Genomic DNA, 17,491 nt, shown 5'->3' on the forward strand with positions numbered 1-17,491 from the left:
AACAGGCGGCCGCGACGGCCACAGGACTACCACAACGCCACCCCACCCTCCGTCATCCTCGGGCTTGACCCGAGGATCCACGCGACCGCAACCGGCCGTCAGGGCCGCGGTGGCTTCGTTGCCGCAAAATCGCTGGCCATCTCATAGGCATCGCCAATTTGGCAGAGTCTCGCCTCGTCTCCCGCTTTGCCGACGAGCTGGAGGCCGAGCGGCAGGCCGTTGGCAAAACCGCAGGGCACCGACAGCGCCGGGTGGCCGGTGACGTTGAAGGCGATGGTGCGCATCGGCGTCCACCGCGCCGCCTCCCCGGCGAAGTCGGCAAAGGGGATCGCCGGCGTCAATGTCGTCGCCGTCAGGATGGCGTCGACGCGGGAGAAGACGGTGCGGTCGAGCCGGGTGCGCAGGCGCGCGGCGGCCTGGCGTGCGTGGGCGAGATCGTCCGGCGTCAGGCAGAGGCCGGAGGCGATGTTCTGGAAGACCTTGCGGCTGTAGCGCGCGCCGGAGGCGGCGAGTTGCCGGCGGTGGATCTCGAAGGCTTCGGCATGGATGATGACCGCGCCGACCGCCTCGAAATCCGCCGCATCCGGCAGCGTCACCTCCTCGATCCGGGCACCGAGCAGCGACCACAGGGAGGCGGCACCATCAATGGCGTCGAGCAGCGCCGGCAGGGTTTCCGGATCGCCGGCAAACCAGTCGCGGGCGTAACCGATGCGCAGGCCCGCGAGCGGCATGCCGAGGCGCGCGGTGGCGGATGCGCCGTCGGTGATGGCATCGAAGGTGATGGCCGCTTCCGCGACGGAGGCGCTGACGAGGCCGACGTGGTCGAGGCTTGGCGACAGCGGAAAGACGCCGCGGGTGGGAATGCGGCCATAAGTCGGCTTGAGGCCGACGGCGCCGCAATAGGCGGCGGGGCTGCGCACCGAGCCACCTGTATCCGAACCGATCGTGGTGCGCACCAGCCCGCCGGCGACCGCCGCAGCCGAGCCGGAGGACGAGCCGCCGGTGGCGCGGCTGGTATCCCAGGGATTGGCGGCGGGCGGAAAGGCGCGGTCGAAGACCGGACCGACCATGGCGAATTCGTAGGTTTCGAGCTTGCCGAGCAGCACCGCCCCGGCAGTCCTTAGCCGGCGAACCACCTCGGCGTCGCCGGTCGGCACGCGGCCGGCATGCAGGTCCGAGCCATAGGTCGTCGGCATGTCCGCCGTGTCGAAGAGATCCTTGATCGCGACCGGGATGCCCTGCAACGGCCCGAGATCCTCGCCGCGGGAAAACGCGGCATCTGCCTCGGCGGCCGCGGCGAGCGCATTTTCGGCGGCGACATGCAGGAAGGCATGGTAGGCGCCGTCGCGTTCCGCGATGCGGGCGAGATGCGCCTCGGTCAGCGCCACGGAGGTCAGGCGTCCGTCGCGAAGCCGCGCGGCGGCCTCGGGGATGCTCAGGTCGGCGGCCGTCATCGCGGCTTTTCGTCCGCGGCGATGTCGTCCAGCCGCCGTGCCGCCTCGTGCAGATGCTGCGCGCCGGCGAGCACGAATTTTTCGCGCTCCGGGGCGATGGTGATGCCGCTGGCGCGGGCCTGCTTGCGGATTATGGCGAGCGTCGGGCGGGCGGTTTCGGGTTGAGCCATGGCGTGCTCCGTCAGGTCCTGGCGGCCTCGAATGTGGCCCATGCGGCTTCGAACTTTGCGAGATCGAAGCCAGGCTGTCGAGCGGGTTCGAGGATCAGCTTTTCGGTGGCCTGCAATTTTTCGATCGAGGCGGCGAGTACCGGGATGACGTCCGGCGGCACGACGACGGCGCCGTGGCGGTCGGCATGCACGAGGTCGCCGGGATGGACGGTGAGGCCGAAGACGGTAACGGGCACGCCGATCGCCTCGACATGGACGAAGGCGTGGCTCGGGCCGAGCGAGCCGGCGAGCATGGGAAAGTCGCCGGGCACGTCGCCGAGGTCGCGCATCACGCCATTGGTCAGCACGCCGGAAAGGCCGAGGCCGCGATGCACCGTCGCGTTGATCTCGCCCCAGAAGGCGCCGACGCAATCGGGGAAATCCGTGTCCTCGATGACGACGAGCGAGGGCGCCGGGCCGCTCGCCATGTGGCGGTAATAATCCATGCGGCGCGTGCGAATGACCGCGGGGTCCTCCGTCGAGGGGGACGCGGCGGCGATCTTTGCAGTGCGGGCGTAGCCGACGATGGCCGGGGCCGAGGGCGCGGAGCTGATCAGCGTGCCGCGGGTAAAGGCGTCGAAGCCGCGCTTGCCCTGCGCCACCTCGATCGCGTTGCAGACGGTGGGTGTGTCGACCGTGCGCAGCAGGGCGAGAAGTACGTCGTCCAAGGGATGTCCTCCAAAACGTGTTGCGGGAAGAGCATGTTTGCCGCCCCGTCGAGAAAGCCCCCTCATCCGCCTGCCGGCACCTTCTCCCCGTGGGGGAGAAGGGGAGGATCGTCGGCGCTTCGTTTCCCTTCTCCCCACGGGGAGAAGGTGGCCTGAAGGGTCGGATGAGGGGGATGGGCGATGCGCTCGCCCCGCCCTTTTCCAGACCGTTTCCACCGAAGGGGCATCGCTTCGGCGTCGGCGGCAAAACAAGAAACTAAAACAATTCCGGCGAGCCGGAGTTCACCGGAATTACTCCAGATCACCCGCGCCAGGTCAACCCGGCCTTGTCGCCCGTCGAGACGACGCGGTAGAGGCTGGCTTCGCCGGTCATCGACGGCACCAGGCTGTGCTTGAGGCCCGGCGGAACCGCGCAGGTATCGCCCGGTGCCAGCACCGCTTCGCCGCCGTCCCAGCCGAGTTTCCAATGGCCGCGCATGACCATCAGCACCTCGTGGCGCTCGTTGGTGTACGCGTCCTCCGGAATGGAGCCGCGGGTGAGCAACTCGACGTCGAAGCCGGGCTTGTCGCGCAGCAGGGCGTTTTCGCCGATCACCCGGGCCGGTGCCTTCTGCGCCAGCGCCATCAGGTCCCAGTAGCGGGCGACATAGTCGCGCACCACGTCCGTCACCGGTGTTTCCGGGAAGGCCTTCAGCTCTTCGTCGGTGAGCAGCGGCATCGGCTTGATGCCATCCGGCAGCGCCTGGCCCTTCTTGCTGTCATAGAGCTTGCCGTTCTCGCCGAGCACCAGGCCGTGTTCGCGGGCGTCCTCGATGACCTGCGGCGCCCAGATGACGCCGCCGCCGGCATCGTCGCCGCCGAGGATCGCCATGATCATCCCGTAATCCGTGCCGATATTCTCGAAGCCGCGGAAGATGCCGGTCGGGATGTTGAAGATGTCGCCCTCTTCCAGCACCACTTCGCCGGCCGTGCCGTAGCGGCCCCAGAAGAAGCGCCACCGACCCTTCAGCACGAAGAACACTTCGGCCGTGCGGTGCGAATGCAGCGAGTTGCGGCATTTCGGCGGCTGGCCGGCCGCGCCGATGTTGAAGCCGGGCGTGTCCTTGATGTGGACATGCTGGTCCGGGCTTTCCGAGACGCCGCCGCCGATGATCGTAAAATTTTCCTTGCTGTTCGAGCCCGGCGTGTGGGCGTCGATGAAGGCGGTGCGGCATGGCTTCAATTCGCCGTAGCGGACGATGCGTTTTTCCATTTCCGTCTGGGAGATCTGCATGTTTCAGCCTTTCATACGTATGCAAAATGGGTTGCGGACAAGGTTTGCCCGTCCCCCTTCTCGGGGGGGCGGCTGGCTAGCGTGTCTCTTTGGTCGGAGTCTTCTGCGCGGTCGAGCCGCGTTGCACGAGGGTGCCGTCGAGGATGACGCGGCGCGCGGCGCCCTCGCCTTCCTTGATGCTCTGCATCAGCGTCGCCACCGTCTCGGCGACCATGTCGTCGACATTCTGGCGGATGGTCGTGAGATTATAGGCCGGCCAGCGCGCCGGCGGCACGTCGTCGAAGCCGACGACGGAGACATCACCGGGAATGGTGAGCCCGAGCTCGAAGCGCAGCACGTCCATCACGGCGAAGGCCATGTGGTCGTTGCAGACGAAGACGGCGTCCGGCCGGTCGGGTCCGGCGAACATGCGCCGTGCGGCGGCCTGCGCCTCGTCATAGCGGAAATTGCCGACCCCGCGGGCAAAGAGCGTCAGCCCCGCCGCCTCCAGCCCCTCGCAAAAACCCTGCTCGCGGTCACGCTGCGTCGAGGCGCCCTCGAAGCCGGCAATATAGCCGCAGCGGGTGTGGCCGAGCGAGACGAGCAGGTCGGCCAGCGCCCGGCCGCCGCCGCGATTGTCGGAGGTGACGGCCGACAGCCGCACATCGTCCTGCAGGCGGTTGAACAGCACGATCGGTACGCCCGACGCATGGCAGCGCGCGGCAAGCTCGGAGGACATGTTGGCGGACGCCAGCACGATGCCGTCCACCTGGTAATCGAGGATCTCCTGGGTAATCTGGTCGACATTTTCGGACGCGATCGAGGAGATGAAGACCAGCACATGGTAGCCCTGGTCCTGAAGCGCCTTCGACAGGCGCTCCACCACCTCCGGGTAGAAGTAGTTTTCCAGATAGGCGACGACGAGGCCGATGATGCGGCTGCGGCCGGTGATCAGCGAGCGGGCGAGCACGTTCGGCCGGTAGCCGAGTTCTTCCGCCGCCGCCCGGATCTTCTCCGCCGTCTTCTTCGACACCGAGGTCCCCGGCGTGAAATACCGCGAGACCGCCGACTGGCTCACACCCGCAAGCCGCGCAACATCGTTCGACGTGACCTTGTCGTTTGCCATCAGTCCGCTGTCCAACCCCCATCAACCATCAGCGCCGTTCCCGTCACCATCGCCGCGGCATCGCCGGCAAGATAGGTGACGGCGGCCATAATGTCTTCCACGCGACCGATGCGCCCGAGCTTGATTTTCTGCGTTATCCACTGCACCCGCTCGGGATTGGCGAAGGTCTGCTCGGTGAGCGGGGTGCGGATGAAGGTCGGGCAGATCGTGTTGACCCGGATGCCGTGCGGCCCCCATTCGATCGCCATGGACTTGGTGAAGCCTTCGACGGCATGTTTGGTGGCGGCGTAGACCGCCCGGTCGATGCCGCCGACATGGGCCATCTGCGAGGAGACGTTGATCAGCGAGCCGGGCTGGCCTGCCGCAATCAACCCCTTCGCCACCGCGCGGGTGAGGAAATAGGCGCCGCGCACGTTGAGATCGAAGACGGCATCGAAATCCGCCGGGCTCGTCGCCACCGCCGGGCCATGGCGCGCGATGCCCGCGCTGTTGACCAGCACATGGAACGGCCCGTGCGCGGCAATTGCCGCCTCGGTGGCCTCGACATCGGCAACATCCAGCACCAGCGCTTCGGCCGAAAAGCCCTCGGCGCGGATGGCGTCCACCGCCTCGTCGAGCTTTTCCGCCGAGCGCGCCGACAGCACCACATGCGCGCCCGCCTCCGCCAGGGCCGCCGCGCAGCCGAAGCCGATGCCGGAGGACGCACCGGCCACCAGCGCGCGTTTGCCGTCGAGGCGGAAGGAGGGCGTGCGCGGGATCTCCATCAGGCGGCGGCCTCCCCGTAAGGAATGTTGCGACCGCCATAACGGCGCACGCGCACATTCGCCTGCTCGGCATGGCCGACGAAGCCTTCCAAGAGGCACAGCCGCGAGCAATAGGCGCCGACTTCGGCCGCCGCCGCGTCGGTCGTCACGCGCTGGTAGGAATGGGTCTTCAGGAATTTGCCGACCCAGAGACCGCCGGTATAGCGCCCGGCCTTCTTGGTCGGCAGCGTGTGGTTGGTGCCGATCACCTTGTCGCCATTGGCGACATTGGTGCGCGGGCCGAGGAACAGCGCGCCATAGGAATGCATGTTCTCCAGGAACCAGTCGTCGCGGTCGGTCATCACCTGAACGTGCTCGGAGGCGATGTCGTTGGCAACCGCCAGCATCTCCTCATAGGTGTCGCAGACGATGACCTCGCCATAGTCGCGCCAGGAGGCGGTGGCGGTTTCCGTGGTCGGGATGATCGAAAGAATGCGGTCGATCTCCTCCAGCGTCTGCCGCGCCAGCTTGTCCGAATTGGTCAGCAGGACGGAGGGCGAATTGTAGCCATGTTCGGCCTGGCCGATCAGGTCCGTGGCGCACATTTCCGCGTCCACCGTCTCGTCGGCGATCACCATGGTCTCGGTCGGGCCGGCGAAGAGGTCGATGCCGACGCGGCCGTAGAGCTGGCGCTTGGCCTCGGCGACGAAGGCATTGCCGGGGCCGACCAGCATGTCGACCGGCTTGATCGTCTCGGTGCCGAGCGCCATGGCGCCGACGGCCTGCATGCCGCCGAGCACGTAGATCTCGTGCGCGCCCGCCTTGTGCATGGCCGCGACGATCGCCGGATGGGGCTCGCCCTTCTGCGGCGGGGCGGAGGCCACGATACGCGGCACGCCGGCAACGGACGCCGTCAGCACCGACATATGGGCCGAGGCCACCATCGGGAACTTGCCGCCCGGCACGTAGCAGCCGACCGACTGTACCGGAATGTTGCGGTGGCCGAGCACGACGCCGGGCATGGTCTCCACCTCGATATCCGTCATCGAGGCGCGCTGTGCCTCGGCGAAGCGGCGGATCTGCGTCTGCGCGAAATCGATATCGGCCATGTCGCGCGCCGAGACCTTGGAGATGGCGGCCTCGATCTCGGAGGCGCTGAGCCGGAAGGATGGCGGCGAGAACTTGTCGAACTTCTCCGAAAGATCGCGCACGGCCGCATCGCCCCGCGTCTCGATATCCTTCAGCGTCGCTTCCACCACGGCGCGGACCTTGGCGTCGTCCTCGGAGCGCTGTGCCTCGGGCTTGCCGCGTTTGAGATAGGTAACGGTCATGAAAGTCTTCCCTTAGTTGCTCTGGGGCCGCGCGATCCGCACACCGGTCTTGCTGTCGAACAGGTGACAGATCGCGGCGGGGATGGCGGCATGCAGGAGATCGCCGATGGCGGCGCGGTATTCCTTGCCGGACTTGATGGAGACGAGCTGGTCGCCGATGCGGAAGCTCGCCATGGTCGCCTCGCCGAGCAGCTCCATCGAATAGACGTCGGCGCCGAGCTCGCCGCCTTCGGAGACGAGCGTCGCATCCTCCGCGCGAAAGCCGAGCGTTACCGGACCCTTCACATTGGTCTGGAGGCCGCCGATGGTAATGCCGGGACCGCGAAACGTGCCGTTCTCGATATCGCCGGACACGAGGTTCATGGCGGGCGAGCCGATGAAGGAGGCGACGAAGGTGTTGGCGGGGTTGTCGTAGATTTCCGTCGGCGTGCCGACCTGCTGGACGAGGCCCTTGTTCATCACCACCACCCGGTCGGCGAGCGTCATCGCCTCGATCTGGTCATGGGTGACGTAGATGGTCGTGACCTTCAGCGTGTGCTGGAGGTTCTTGATCTGGGCGCGGGTGGAGACGCGCAGCTTCGCATCGAGGTTCGACAGCGGCTCGTCCATCAGGAAGGCCGCCGGCTGGCGCACGATGGCGCGGCCGAGCGCCACGCGCTGGCGCTGGCCACCCGACAGGGCCGCCGGCCGGCGTTCCAGAAAATCGACGAGCTCCACCATGCGCGCGGCCTGCATGACCTTCTCGTGATGCAGTTCCTTCGGCACCTTTCGCACACGCAGCGGAAAGCGGATGTTTTCGTAGACGGTCATGTTGGGGTAAAGGCCGTAGCTCTGGAACACCATGGAGATGTCGCGGTCCTTCGGCTCCAGCTTGTTGACCATGCGGTCGCCGAGCCAGATCTCGCCCTCGCTGATGTCTTCGAGGCCGGCGATCATGCGCATGGTCGTCGTCTTGCCGCAGCCGGAGGGGCCGAGCAGCACGAGGAATTCCTGGTCGCCGATATCGAGGTTGAAATTGTCGACGCCCACGAAATTGTGCCAACGCTTCGATACGTTCTTGAGGCGGATTTCGGCCATTTGCGATTATCCCTTCACGGCGCCGGCGGTGAGGCCGCTGACGATCTGACGTTGGAAGAACAGGACCAGCACGAAGAGCGGCGCGGTCGCGGAGACGACGGCGGCGACGGCGAACATGACGTTGCCCTCCTGCTGGATCGTGCCGAGGAAGCTCGCGATCTTCGGCACCATGGTCTGGTTGGGCTGGGAAAGCAGCATCGCGGTCACGGCAAAGTCGTTATAGGCGAGCAGGAACGAGAACAGGCCGGTGGTGATGACGCCCGGCCACATGACCGGGATGACCACCAGGCGGAAGGCCTGGAAACGCGAGCAGCCGTCGACCATCGCGCTTTCATCGAGGTCCTTCGGGATCGACAGGAAGAACGAGTGCAGCATCCACAGCGTGAACGGCTGGTTGATGGCGACCAGCACGATGATGGCCGTCGGCATGTAGCCCCAGATGTTCATCTCGAAGAACGGCAGCAGGTAGCCCGAGACCAGCGTGATATGCGGCATGGCGCGAAACACCAGCGCCAGCATCAGCAGCCAGAACGTATAGCGGTAGCCCGAGCGCGCCAGCGCATAGCCGCCGAGCGTGCCGAAGGTCAGCGACACGACGACCACCGAGACGGTGACGATCACCGTGTTGATCACCGAGGAGAAGAAGTCGCGCAGCACCCAGGCGCCGTAATAGCCGTCGCCGGTGAAGGCCGAGCCGGTCTGCGCGATCGTGCGCGTGCCCTCGATGGCGAACCACCAACTGTCGCGGGAGAAGAAATCCTGCTCGACCTTGAACGATCCCCAGACCGTCCAGATGAAGGGGAAGGCCGCCATGAACACCCAGAGGAGCACGAAGCCCGTGGAAAGCGCTGCCAGCGGCAGGGGCAGTCTGCGTTTTGTCGCAATCATCGCGGCGCCCTCATCGACGGTTGAAGTCTCGCCAGGTGCGCACCAGCACCGGCGAAAGAAGAATGATCACGCCGACGATGGTCAGCATCGAAGTGGCCGCCGCCGAGCCGAAGAGCTGGTCGACCTGGCCGCGCAGGTCGTTGAAGATCGACCAGGAGAGCGAGGTGGCATTGGCCTCCGCGCTGAAGCCGACGATCGGTTCGAAGACGCGGAAATTGTCCATGAGCTGCACCAGCCCGACGAAGGTGGCGAGCGGCATGAGATGCGGGATCACCACGAAGCGGATGCGCTCCCAGCGATTGGCGCCGTCGATCATCGCGGATTCCAGCGTGTCGTGCGGCACCGTCTGCAGGCCGGCATAGAAGACGACGAAGGAGAAGGGCGCATTGTGCCAGATGCCGTAGACGAGCAGCGTGATCCAGGTCATCGCGGCCGAGGATTTCAGCGATAGCGTCGGATCGTTGAGCAGCGTTTGCAGCGTCGCACCGAGAATGCCCTGCGAGGAGGCCATCCAGTAGACGATGAGCGCGCCCACCAGCGGCGTGACGATCATCGGCAGGAGCGAGAAGAAGATGACCGGCCCCTTGTAGAAGGGCGGAATGGCATCGACGCCGAGCGCGATGCAGAAGCCGAGCAGCATGGCAAACGGCGTCACCACGAACGTATAGGTGAGCGTGAAGGCAAGCGCGCGGTAGAAGGGCAGGTTGTAGATGCGCGCGGCGGCATCCTTGAAACCGGCATTGTCGGACAGGATCGCGCCGATTTCGGTAACGGCCAGGTGGTTGCGGTCGAGATAGGTGCCGAAGCCGTTGAAGCGGCCGAGCGGTTCCTCGTTGCGCAGCTTCTCGGTCGCCTCCGCGTCGACGCGCGTCTCCTTGGTGCAGCCAGCAAAGGGCGTGCAGGTCTCCACCTCGGTCACGACCCGCTCGTGCTGGACATAAAACGACTGCACCGCGACCGAGATGATCGGCAAGGCGATGAAGAGCAGCATCGCCACGAGCGACGGCATGATGAAGGCAAAAAAAGCCCTGTGCGGCATGCGCCTTCTCCTTGCTCAAAGTTTCGTGTTGCATGGATCCCGCGGGGCGCGGGACGTATCGGCGGCAAGACCTGCGGGAGCGCCGGAGGGGCCAGCGCTCCCGCCGGGCCTCACTTCAGAAAACCACCCTCGCGGGCGGACGCACTATAGGATGCCTCGACATCCTTCAGCGCCTCTTCGGCACTTTCGCGCCCCTGCATGAACTCCGCCAGTTCCGAGCCGAGCGCGGAATGCAGGAGGCCCATATAGGGCATCATCGGATAAGGCTTCGCACCGCCGGTTGCGGTTTCCAGCACGCCGACCGCGACGGGGCCGGGCTTGTAGTCCCTGGTCAGCCACGTCGCGAGGTTCGGGTTCTGCTGCCCCACCTCCGGCCGGATGGCATAGACCATGGCGCGGAAGGAGGCTTCCGCATCCTCGTCGGAAATGTTCTTGGCAATCGAGAAGCCGTCCCACCAGAGCGCGCCCGCCGGCGTCGAGCCGCCGCCGACCGTGGGGGCCGCCGCCAGCACCGTGTTGTTGGCGATCTCGGCCGGCGTCTTGGCCGGGTCGATCACGCCGCTTGCCAGCGACCCCCAGCCGTTGACGATGGCGGCCTTGCCGGCGACATAGACCTTGATGATCTCGTCGGCATTGTAGGTCATGTAGTCGGGGTTCATGTATTCGGTCATCGCCTTCATGGTGGCGAGCGTGGCGAGGCCCTTCTCGTTGTTGATGGCCGCCGCTGCCGAACCCGGTGCGAAAAGCTCGCCGCCGTAGCCCAGATACATGTTGACGAATTCTGCCGCGAGGTCCCAGCCGGCCTTGTCGGAGGCGGCGAGCGGATAGTCCATAAGGCCCTTTTCCTTGATGACCTTGGCGGCCGCCAGCACGTCCTCATAGGATTTCGGCGGCTGGAGCCCGGCCTTTTCCAGGATGTCCTTGCGGAAGAAAAGATGCTGCGAATTGCCCATGAAGGCGATCGCCATCACCTTGCCGTCGAGCTTGATGAGCTGCGTCGGCTGGAGATCCTGGCCGTACTTCGCGACGAGCTCGTCGAGCGGCCGCAAGAGCCCTTCGTTGAGGAGCGGCACGATGGAATTGTTGGCGATGACGGCGACGGTATATTCGGCCGGATTGATCTTCAGCGCCGGCACCTGGAGGTTCTTGTGCTCGGTCGTCTGGTTCATGCTGACCTTGACCGTCGCGGAAGCGCATTTTTCCGCCTCCGCGCCGACGAGGCGCAGCGCCTCGAAATCGTTGGAAAGGATGCGCACGGAGCCCTTCTCGATGCCACAGTCTGCCTTGGCGGGCTGAGCCGCCACGAGGCCTGCGACGAGGAGGGCAGCGGTCGATGCGAAGAGTGTCGATTTTCTCATGTTCCCACTTTCTTTGTTGGCGGCGCGCCTCGCCTGGAGGCGGACGCCGCATTGCTCCCGCGCCTTTTTCTGGCGCTTCATGTCGTCATGATAGGCAATTTGCATACGTATGCAAGTAATTTCGCAAGCGTATGCAAAATTCTTGGCCGAGGCCCCGCGACTAGCGCAGGACCTGGATGAGCACGCCGAATTCGTTGAAGGTCGTCCACTCCTTGGTGACGCGGTTGCCCTCGATCAGCCAGTGCGTGATGCCCCAGATATTGACCTCGCGCCCGGTCGGCTCGCCGTAGCGGCCAAGCCCGCGATGGGTGCCGGTCATCGACCAGCGCGTGGCGACGACGAAACCTTCCTGCGCATTGCCCATCCAGTAGAGGTCGTCCACCGAATAGAGCACGTCCGGGAACATGGCGAGCTGCGACAGCATGAAGGAACGCAACTGCCCCGTCCCGCGGAAGATGCGGCTGCCGGTCTGCTGCGAGACGATGCCCGGATGATAGACTTGGTCGAGCGCGCCGAGATTGCGCCGGTTCCACATCGTGTGCAGCGCGGCGCGCACGAACTCTTCCGGATTGTCACGGATCTCCGTCGGCACCGCCACCTTTTCCGGCTTGCCCTGCCCCACCGTGCGCTTCGGCTCGCCGCCGAGGAAATCGCGCGGCAGGCCGGCCGTCACGCCGGACGAGGCTGCGCGCTTGGCCGTCTCGACCACGTCGAAGCCGAGCTGCTTGACCACCTCCGCCGTGTCGTAGACGACGTGTTCGTAGAAGATCTCGTTGTCGCGGGCGACGCAGTTCGCCATGCAGAGGAACTGCACGCGGCGCCCGGTCGGCGCGCCGTAGCGGCTGAAGCCGGTATTGGTGCCGATGATCTGCGAGCGGTGCGAGGTGTGAAAGCCGATTGCGTCGTCGCCGGCCCAGACCACGTCTTCCGCCACGATACGGATATCGGGAAAGGCATTGTTCAGCGAGGTCGTGTCGGCGACGATCTTGTCGCGGCCGACCTGAAGGGCGAGATCGTCCCACACCAGACAGTCATGGCTATAGGTATCGTAGATATAGCCGATGTCCTTTTCTTCCCAGATCTGGTGCGTGATGCGGATAATGTAGTCGATGATATTGACATATTGCGGCTCGAAGCCGGTGAGCCGCTGCTTGACCAGATGGTCCGGCGAACGCCCGATGAAGGCATCCGTGCCGCCGCGCCGGTAGGCGTCGAGCGAGATCGCATAATCGCGTGGCATGTGCTCGGGCGACAGCGGCCGGAACCGCGACCGGCCCTGCTTGGCCTCCGTGCGCCCCTTGGCGGCAGGCGCCTCCTCGTTGGCCGGGTCCTGCTTGCCGACGACCTTTCCCGACTGCTCGTTCATCATCTTCCCTCGTTTTGCATTCGTATGCATAAATAAACACGAGATGCGCGATCGGTCAACAGAAAATGACTGTTCGGTCATAAAGTTTCTGCTTCCACAGTCATTGACAGGGCGAAAACCGTGACCGCAGCTCATTTTACCACAAGCCCCTCCGCAGCGTCAGGATGGAAAATTGCCCGGAAAGCCGGACTTCCGCGATCGAAAATCCGGGCAAAACGCCATGGGAAACGGAAAAATTCCGGCCAGAAGATTGACCGAACAGTCAAAAGACTTGTCGGTTGACATGCAATAAAATCATTGCATATTAGTCCGCATGGAACCCGAGCAGCTGGACCGGATCTTCAAGGCGCTGGCCGACCCGACCCGCCGGCGGATCATCGACCAGCTGCGCGCCCGGCCGGACCAGTCGCTGTTTCAGATCTGTGCTGGCGCCTTTGCGAGCGAGGGCAAGACGCTGTCGCGCCAGGCGATGAGCCAGCATCTCGATATGCTGGAGGCGGCCGGCCTCATCCGCGTCTCCTGGTCGGGCCGAACGAAAATCCACGCGCTCGACCTAGCCCCCCTGCGCGCGGCGACGCAGGACTGGCTGCAACAACACCTTCAGGAGGAGTGAACCATGCGGATCTATGTCATGAGCGTGCTGGTCGAAGACCAGGCCAAGGCACTCGATTTCTACACCACCATGCTTGGCTTCCAGATCAAGAACGACGTGCCTGTCGGCGAATACCGCTGGCTCACCGTCGTCTCGCCGGAAGACCCCGCCGGCACCGAGCTGCTGCTGGAGCCGAGCGAACACCCCGCCGCAAAGCCTTTCAAGACCGCGCTCGTCGAAGACGGCATCCCCGCCGTCTCCTTCCAGGTCGACGACCTCCATGCCGAATATGAAAAGCTGCGCGAGCGCGGCGTACGCTTCACCCAGGAGCCGATGGATGCCGGCCCGGTGCTGATGGCGATCTTCAACGACACCTGCGGTAACCTGATCCAGCTCGTCGAGATGACCGGCAAATAGGGAACTGGAGTTGCGCTAGGACCAATCGCCATTCACTTCAGGCCGGCATGGGCTGAATGTCGGTTGGTCCTATTCGTCGTCGGGATTGTCGTCGGAGGTCCCGAGCGGCACGTCGGCCGCCATCTCCTGCCGGCTGAGCAGCCCGGCATCCTCCAGCGCCTCGATGTCCGGAAGGTCGCGCAGCGTCTTGAGGCCGAAGGCGGCGAGGAACTGCCGCGTCGTCACATAGGTATAGGGCGCGCCCGGCGAGGGGCTGCGCGGCCCGGAGGCGATGAAGCCCGCCCCCCGAAGCGACGCGATCGTATCGCGCGACACGTCCTTGCCGAAAATCTTCGACAGCTCGCTGCGGGTGATGGGCTGGTAATAGCCAATCGCCATCAGCACCATCGCCTCGAACTGCGACAGGCTCGGCATCATCGAGCGGGTGGTTGCGGTAGAAGCCCGGATGGTCCCCGCATAGCGCGTGCGCGTTCGATGCTGCCAGCCGCCCGCGACCGCGACGATCTCGTAGGGCCGGTCGCCGAGGTCTTCCTTGAGGTCGTCGATCAGCAGGTCGATGCTGCAATCCTTGCCCACCACGCGGGCCAGCGTCTCGCGGCCGACGGGTTCTTCCGAGGCGAAGATCACCGCCTCGATGCGCAGCATCCATTCCCGCCAGCGCATCGGCGCCGGCAGATCCTCCAGCTCCCGGTCAAACAGCCGTTCGCTCGCCGCACTCGCTTTCAGTCGTCCAGCCATGGTCACAACCCGAAAATGCGGAACGACGAGCGCCCCGACAATTCACGCACCGCGCCAAAGCCTTCCAGCCGTTCGAACAGCCGGGTGCTTGCCCAGCGCGACAGGTTCATGCCCGGCGCCGAAGCCGCCACGGCGTCCTCCTCCAAAAGCTTGCGGATGACCGCCCCGCCGCCCTTGGTGCGCACCTTCGGCGCAACGGCGACCAGCCGGTCGGCGCGCCGCGCAATGTCGTTTGCCGCGCGCAATGCCCCGCTGGCCCCCTCCACCAGCGCCAGGCAGACGGCGCGCGGGAAGGCGGGCTCGCCCGGCCGCACGCGCCCCCTGCCCCCGAGCGTCTTGAAGGCCGGGCCGTAGCGCTCCGCCATCAGCAGCGGCAGGGCGCGCGGCCATTTCAGCGTTTCGGCGATGACGGCATCGGCCAGCATCCAGGCCAGCGGCTCGGCATCCGGACGCCCGGCATGGGTGGCCGAGACGAGGTCCGCGGCCGCGAAGGGCGCCGGGCGGGTCGACTGGAGCGCCGTATCCACATGGTCGACGGCCGCGGCAAGCTGCTCGTCCCAGGCGAGGCCGAGAAGATCGGCCAGTTCGGCGATCGCCTTCGATGAAAAGGCCGCCTTGCGCGAAGCGATCCGCTTGAAGGCGAGCAGCACCTTGCCCGCCGGCCCCGCATCGTCCCCTGCCGCGGTCAGCAGCACCGCATCGCGCAGCGCCGCCTCTTCCTCGTTGCGGCCCATCAGCCGAACCGCCGCCGCCGCGCAGGCCAGCGCCTGTCGCGAACGCCAGCAGCCGAGCCACACGGGCTCCGCCCGCACGAGGTCATCCAGCGCTTTCAGGGCGATGCCGGCCGAGAAGGCCGCGTCGATCTCGCCCGGCTCGCGCCCGCGCGGCAGGGCCCAGGCGGGCAGGGGAGCGAGCGGCGGCAGGGCCGGGGCAGGTTTGGCAGCGGGCGAATCCATGCGGGCGATGTTACAGGCGCCGTGCGAGGCGCGCCACTCTTTTCCGGCAAAACCGCACGCTATGGCACAGGGGCATAATGACGGATAAACTTGCCTTATCGCTCGCCATGGGCTTTATAGAAAGAATGCCCCGAATCATCGCGCAAAACACCGAAAATCTCGCTGCCGAAGCTGATGTCCCCGAGGATGTTTCGCCGCAGGCGGCTGTGGTGGCGGAGCCCCCTGCCCTGCCCGGCCATCTGCGCGATCTCACCGATCGCGCCCGCTCCTATGTCGAGGCGGCGAGCTCCGCCAACACGCGCAAGGCCTATGCCTCGGACTGGAAGCATTTTTCCGCCTGGTGCCGGCGCCAGAACCTCTCGGTGCTGCCGCCGGATCCGCACATCGTCGGCCTCTACATCACCGCCTGCGCCTCCGGCACGGCGGAGCGCGGCATGAAGGCCAACACGGTCTCGACCATCGAACGCCGCCTCTCCTCGCTCTCCTGGAACTATGCCCAGCGCGGCGGCGAAAGGCTCGACCGCAAGGACCGCGCCATCGCCACCGTGCTCGCCGGGATCCGCAACAAGCATGCCGCCCCGCCTCGCCAGAAGGAGGCGATCCTGCCGGAAGACCTGATCGCCATGCTGGAGACGCTGGAGCGCGGCACGCTGCGCGGCATGCGCGACCGGGCCATGCTGCTGGTCGGCTTTGCCGGGGGCCTGCGCCGCTCCGAGATTACCGGGCTCGACCTCGCCCGCGACCAGACGGAGGACGGCCGCGGCTGGATCGAGTTTTTCGACAAGGGCCTGCTGGTGTGCCTGCGCGGCAAAACCGGCTGGCGCGAGGTGGAGATCGGCCGCGGCTCGTCGGATGCCACCTGCCCGATCGCCGCGCTTGAAACCTGGATCCGCTTCGCCCGCATCGCCAAAGGCCCCCTCTTCCGCCGGGTGACCGGCCAGGGCAAGGAGGTCGGCCCGGACCGGCTCAACGACCAGGAGGTCGCCCGCCTCGTCAAGAAGACCGCCGTCGCCGCCGGCGTCGGCGGCGATCTGTCGGAGGCCGATCGCGCCAAAAAATTCGCCGGCCATTCCCTGCGCGCCGGCCTCGCCTCCTCCGCCGAAGTCGACGAGCGCCACGTCCAGAAACAGCTCGGCCACACCACCGCCGAAATGACCCGCCGCTACCAACGCCGCCGCGACCGCTTCCGCATCAACCTCACCAAGGCCGCGGGGCTCTGATCTTCAGGGCAGGACGCCGCCTACGGAATGCAGGTATCGCCACACTCACCTTCTCCCCTGCGGGGAGAAGGTGCCGGCAGGCGGATGAGGGGGAGGTCGCAGGTGCAAACGACCGCATTGATCCTCTGCGTCACCCCCCTCATCCGACCCTTCGGGCCACCTTCTCCCCGCGGGGAGAAGGGAAGACGGCGTCACGGCAGAGGCGGCAGCGCCTTGAAGGGATCGAGCACCGGCACGCCGAGCGGCTCGAAATGGCGGATGTTGCGCGTCAGCACGGTCAGGCCGTGCACCTGCGCGGTGGCGGCAATCGCGATGTCCTCGAAGCCCGGATCATGGGCGCGGGCCTGGTCGAGCATGCGGCCTGCTGCCCGCGCACAGGCGAGGTCGAAGGCCAGCAGCTTGTCCGCATAAAGATATTCGATCGCCTGCCACCAGTCCCTGAGCGCTCGCGCCTTGCTGGTCGCGCCCTCCCGCTCGGCCTTGGTGATGCCGGAGGCGACCTCCGCCGCGGTCACGACGGAGAGGAAGAGCAGAGGGCTCGCCCTGTCGAGCCAGTCGACCAGCGCCCCCTCCCCTCCCCGCTTCGATGGTGCCAGCACCGAGATGACATTGGTATCGACGAGATACATCAGAGATCGACGGCGCGCGGCGGCTTGCCGGCCCGGGCAGGAATATCGCCCTCCTCGCCGGGAAAGGCGGCCAGCAACTGCCCGAAACTCGGCACATGCGACAGCTTCTCATATTCCTCATAGGACAAAACCACCGCCTGCCGCCGCCCATGCCGGGTGATGACCGCCGGGTTGCCGCGCACCGCCTGATCCACGACCGCCGAGAGTGTCGCCTTGGCGTCCTTTAGCTGGATTTCTCGCATGGCCTTGCCTCATATGACTATAGTAGTCATATAGCGTGGGCGCGACTGGAGAACAAGGGCGCTGTTGCACCGGGGCACCCCCTCTGTCCTGCCGGACATCTCCCCCACAAGGGGGGGAGTGTTCATGTTGGACTCGCGAGGCGTTTTCTTGCGAGGAAGATGTCGAGTGTGATCTGGAGCATTTCG

General features: G+C 65.9%; 19 protein-coding genes. 3 read left to right on the top strand and 16 right to left on the bottom strand.

Features of this window, described 5'->3' with window-relative positions:
* Nucleotides 1-98: 98 nt before the first annotated feature.
* The 12 genes from AC1Q6Z_RS34540 to AC1Q6Z_RS34595 form a co-directional block, all read right to left on the bottom strand.
* On the bottom strand, nucleotides 99-1,454 hold the full coding sequence (locus AC1Q6Z_RS34540) for an amidase (protein ID WP_492650670.1): 1,356 nt from the start codon (nucleotides 1,452-1,454) through the stop codon (nucleotides 99-101).
* The gene (locus tag AC1Q6Z_RS34545) at nucleotides 1,451-1,624 is read right to left on the bottom strand and encodes a hypothetical protein (protein WP_492650671.1); all 174 of its coding nucleotides are present in this window, start codon (nucleotides 1,622-1,624) and stop codon (nucleotides 1,451-1,453) included. Before AC1Q6Z_RS34545 ends, AC1Q6Z_RS34540 begins: the two co-directional genes overlap by 4 nt.
* A gap of 11 nt (nucleotides 1,625-1,635) precedes the next feature.
* On the bottom strand, nucleotides 1,636-2,331 hold the full coding sequence (locus AC1Q6Z_RS34550; protein ID WP_492650672.1) for an RraA family protein: 696 nt from the start codon (nucleotides 2,329-2,331) through the stop codon (nucleotides 1,636-1,638).
* A gap of 301 nt (nucleotides 2,332-2,632) precedes the next feature.
* Nucleotides 2,633-3,604 carry a cupin domain-containing protein gene (locus tag AC1Q6Z_RS34555; RefSeq protein ID WP_492650673.1) on the bottom strand — a complete coding sequence of 324 codons (972 nt, stop codon included), beginning with the start codon at nucleotides 3,602-3,604 and terminating at the stop codon, nucleotides 2,633-2,635.
* A 76-nt stretch (nucleotides 3,605-3,680) separates the two neighbouring features.
* Nucleotides 3,681-4,709, bottom strand: coding sequence for a LacI family DNA-binding transcriptional regulator (locus tag AC1Q6Z_RS34560; RefSeq protein WP_492650674.1), 1,029 nt, complete (start codon nucleotides 4,707-4,709; stop codon nucleotides 3,681-3,683).
* Nucleotides 4,709-5,473 (bottom strand): SDR family NAD(P)-dependent oxidoreductase, encoded by a 765-nt coding sequence (locus AC1Q6Z_RS34565; protein WP_492650675.1) that lies wholly within the window; start codon nucleotides 5,471-5,473, stop codon nucleotides 4,709-4,711. Before AC1Q6Z_RS34565 ends, AC1Q6Z_RS34560 begins: the two co-directional genes overlap by 1 nt.
* A complete protein-coding gene (hisD, locus tag AC1Q6Z_RS34570; protein ID WP_439629508.1) occupies nucleotides 5,473-6,783 on the bottom strand; it encodes a histidinol dehydrogenase in 1,311 nt (436 codons plus the stop codon). Before hisD ends, AC1Q6Z_RS34565 begins: the two co-directional genes overlap by 1 nt.
* Before the next feature lie 12 nt (nucleotides 6,784-6,795).
* Complete coding sequence (locus tag AC1Q6Z_RS34575) at nucleotides 6,796-7,860, bottom strand: ABC transporter ATP-binding protein (RefSeq protein ID WP_439617136.1); 1,065 nt, start codon at nucleotides 7,858-7,860, stop codon at nucleotides 6,796-6,798.
* Between the two features lie 6 nt (nucleotides 7,861-7,866).
* A complete protein-coding gene (locus AC1Q6Z_RS34580) occupies nucleotides 7,867-8,748 on the bottom strand; it encodes a carbohydrate ABC transporter permease (protein WP_435268062.1) in 882 nt (293 codons plus the stop codon).
* A 10-nt stretch (nucleotides 8,749-8,758) separates the two neighbouring features.
* Entirely contained in the window at nucleotides 8,759-9,787 is a 1,029-nt protein-coding gene (locus AC1Q6Z_RS34585; protein WP_492650676.1) for a carbohydrate ABC transporter permease, read from the bottom strand.
* Between the two features lie 110 nt (nucleotides 9,788-9,897).
* Nucleotides 9,898-11,145 carry an ABC transporter substrate-binding protein gene (locus tag AC1Q6Z_RS34590; protein WP_492650677.1) on the bottom strand — a complete coding sequence of 416 codons (1,248 nt, stop codon included), beginning with the start codon at nucleotides 11,143-11,145 and terminating at the stop codon, nucleotides 9,898-9,900.
* 160 nt (nucleotides 11,146-11,305) lie between these two features.
* Entirely contained in the window at nucleotides 11,306-12,514 is a 1,209-nt protein-coding gene (locus tag AC1Q6Z_RS34595; RefSeq protein ID WP_492650678.1) for an ester cyclase, read from the bottom strand.
* Nucleotides 12,515-12,824: 310 nt separating this feature from the next.
* On the opposite strand from AC1Q6Z_RS34595, the gene AC1Q6Z_RS34600 reads away from it, so the two are divergent.
* Nucleotides 12,825-13,124 (top strand): ArsR/SmtB family transcription factor, encoded by a 300-nt coding sequence (locus AC1Q6Z_RS34600; RefSeq protein WP_492650679.1) that lies wholly within the window; start codon nucleotides 12,825-12,827, stop codon nucleotides 13,122-13,124.
* 3 nt (nucleotides 13,125-13,127) lie between these two features.
* Nucleotides 13,128-13,520: a VOC family protein gene (locus AC1Q6Z_RS34605; RefSeq protein ID WP_492650680.1), complete on the top strand. Its 393-nt coding sequence runs from the start codon at nucleotides 13,128-13,130 to the stop codon at nucleotides 13,518-13,520.
* A 69-nt stretch (nucleotides 13,521-13,589) separates the two neighbouring features.
* Here the strand turns inward: AC1Q6Z_RS34605 and scpB are convergent, their stop codons facing one another.
* Nucleotides 13,590-14,258, bottom strand: coding sequence for an SMC-Scp complex subunit ScpB (scpB, locus tag AC1Q6Z_RS34610; RefSeq protein ID WP_492650681.1), 669 nt, complete (start codon nucleotides 14,256-14,258; stop codon nucleotides 13,590-13,592).
* Nucleotides 14,259-14,260: 2 nt separating this feature from the next.
* Entirely contained in the window at nucleotides 14,261-15,214 is a 954-nt protein-coding gene (locus AC1Q6Z_RS34615; protein WP_492650682.1) for a DUF1403 family protein, read from the bottom strand.
* A gap of 125 nt (nucleotides 15,215-15,339) precedes the next feature.
* Here AC1Q6Z_RS34615 and AC1Q6Z_RS34620 point away from each other — a divergent pair, with 125 nt between their 5' ends.
* Nucleotides 15,340-16,434, top strand: a complete 1,095-nt coding sequence (locus tag AC1Q6Z_RS34620) for a tyrosine-type recombinase/integrase (protein ID WP_492650683.1) — start codon at nucleotides 15,340-15,342, stop codon at nucleotides 16,432-16,434.
* A gap of 191 nt (nucleotides 16,435-16,625) precedes the next feature.
* On the opposite strand, the gene AC1Q6Z_RS34625 is transcribed toward AC1Q6Z_RS34620, so the two are convergent.
* Both AC1Q6Z_RS34625 and AC1Q6Z_RS34630 read right to left on the bottom strand, forming a co-directional pair.
* Complete coding sequence (locus AC1Q6Z_RS34625) at nucleotides 16,626-17,063, bottom strand: type II toxin-antitoxin system VapC family toxin (RefSeq protein WP_492650684.1); 438 nt, start codon at nucleotides 17,061-17,063, stop codon at nucleotides 16,626-16,628.
* Nucleotides 17,063-17,305, bottom strand: a complete 243-nt coding sequence (locus tag AC1Q6Z_RS34630; RefSeq protein ID WP_256120335.1) for a type II toxin-antitoxin system Phd/YefM family antitoxin — start codon at nucleotides 17,303-17,305, stop codon at nucleotides 17,063-17,065. Before AC1Q6Z_RS34630 ends, AC1Q6Z_RS34625 begins: the two co-directional genes overlap by 1 nt.
* Nucleotides 17,306-17,491 lie beyond the last annotated feature (186 nt).

Source organism: Shinella sp. GW835-FHT14H05 (genome assembly GCF_058793575.1).

Excerpts from the sequence above, each read along its gene's own strand:
- scpB (WP_492650681.1), bottom strand. The coding sequence starts at position 14,258 with ATGGCTGGACGACTGAAAGCGAGTGCGGCGAGCGAACGGCTGTTTGAC.
- AC1Q6Z_RS34605 (WP_492650680.1), top strand. The coding sequence starts at position 13,128 with ATGCGGATCTATGTCATGAGCGTGCTGGTCGAAGACCAGGCCAAGGCA.
- AC1Q6Z_RS34565 (WP_492650675.1), bottom strand. The coding sequence starts at position 5,473 with ATGGAGATCCCGCGCACGCCCTCCTTCCGCCTCGACGGCAAACGCGCG.
- AC1Q6Z_RS34540 (WP_492650670.1), bottom strand. The coding sequence starts at position 1,454 with ATGACGGCCGCCGACCTGAGCATCCCCGAGGCCGCCGCGCGGCTTCGC.
- AC1Q6Z_RS34560 (WP_492650674.1), bottom strand. The coding sequence starts at position 4,709 with ATGGCAAACGACAAGGTCACGTCGAACGATGTTGCGCGGCTTGCGGGT.
- AC1Q6Z_RS34625 (WP_492650684.1), bottom strand. The coding sequence starts at position 17,063 with ATGTATCTCGTCGATACCAATGTCATCTCGGTGCTGGCACCATCGAAG.
- AC1Q6Z_RS34595 (WP_492650678.1), bottom strand. The coding sequence starts at position 12,514 with ATGATGAACGAGCAGTCGGGAAAGGTCGTCGGCAAGCAGGACCCGGCC.
- AC1Q6Z_RS34545 (WP_492650671.1), bottom strand. The coding sequence starts at position 1,624 with ATGGCTCAACCCGAAACCGCCCGCCCGACGCTCGCCATAATCCGCAAG.
- AC1Q6Z_RS34620 (WP_492650683.1), top strand. The coding sequence starts at position 15,340 with ATGCCCCGAATCATCGCGCAAAACACCGAAAATCTCGCTGCCGAAGCT.
- AC1Q6Z_RS34555 (WP_492650673.1), bottom strand. The coding sequence starts at position 3,604 with ATGCAGATCTCCCAGACGGAAATGGAAAAACGCATCGTCCGCTACGGC.
- hisD (WP_439629508.1), bottom strand. The coding sequence starts at position 6,783 with ATGACCGTTACCTATCTCAAACGCGGCAAGCCCGAGGCACAGCGCTCC.
- AC1Q6Z_RS34630 (WP_256120335.1), bottom strand. The coding sequence starts at position 17,305 with ATGCGAGAAATCCAGCTAAAGGACGCCAAGGCGACACTCTCGGCGGTC.
- AC1Q6Z_RS34600 (WP_492650679.1), top strand. The coding sequence starts at position 12,825 with ATGGAACCCGAGCAGCTGGACCGGATCTTCAAGGCGCTGGCCGACCCG.
- AC1Q6Z_RS34580 (WP_435268062.1), bottom strand. The coding sequence starts at position 8,748 with ATGATTGCGACAAAACGCAGACTGCCCCTGCCGCTGGCAGCGCTTTCC.
- AC1Q6Z_RS34585 (WP_492650676.1), bottom strand. The coding sequence starts at position 9,787 with ATGCCGCACAGGGCTTTTTTTGCCTTCATCATGCCGTCGCTCGTGGCG.
- AC1Q6Z_RS34590 (WP_492650677.1), bottom strand. The coding sequence starts at position 11,145 with ATGAGAAAATCGACACTCTTCGCATCGACCGCTGCCCTCCTCGTCGCA.
- AC1Q6Z_RS34615 (WP_492650682.1), bottom strand. The coding sequence starts at position 15,214 with ATGGATTCGCCCGCTGCCAAACCTGCCCCGGCCCTGCCGCCGCTCGCT.
- AC1Q6Z_RS34575 (WP_439617136.1), bottom strand. The coding sequence starts at position 7,860 with ATGGCCGAAATCCGCCTCAAGAACGTATCGAAGCGTTGGCACAATTTC.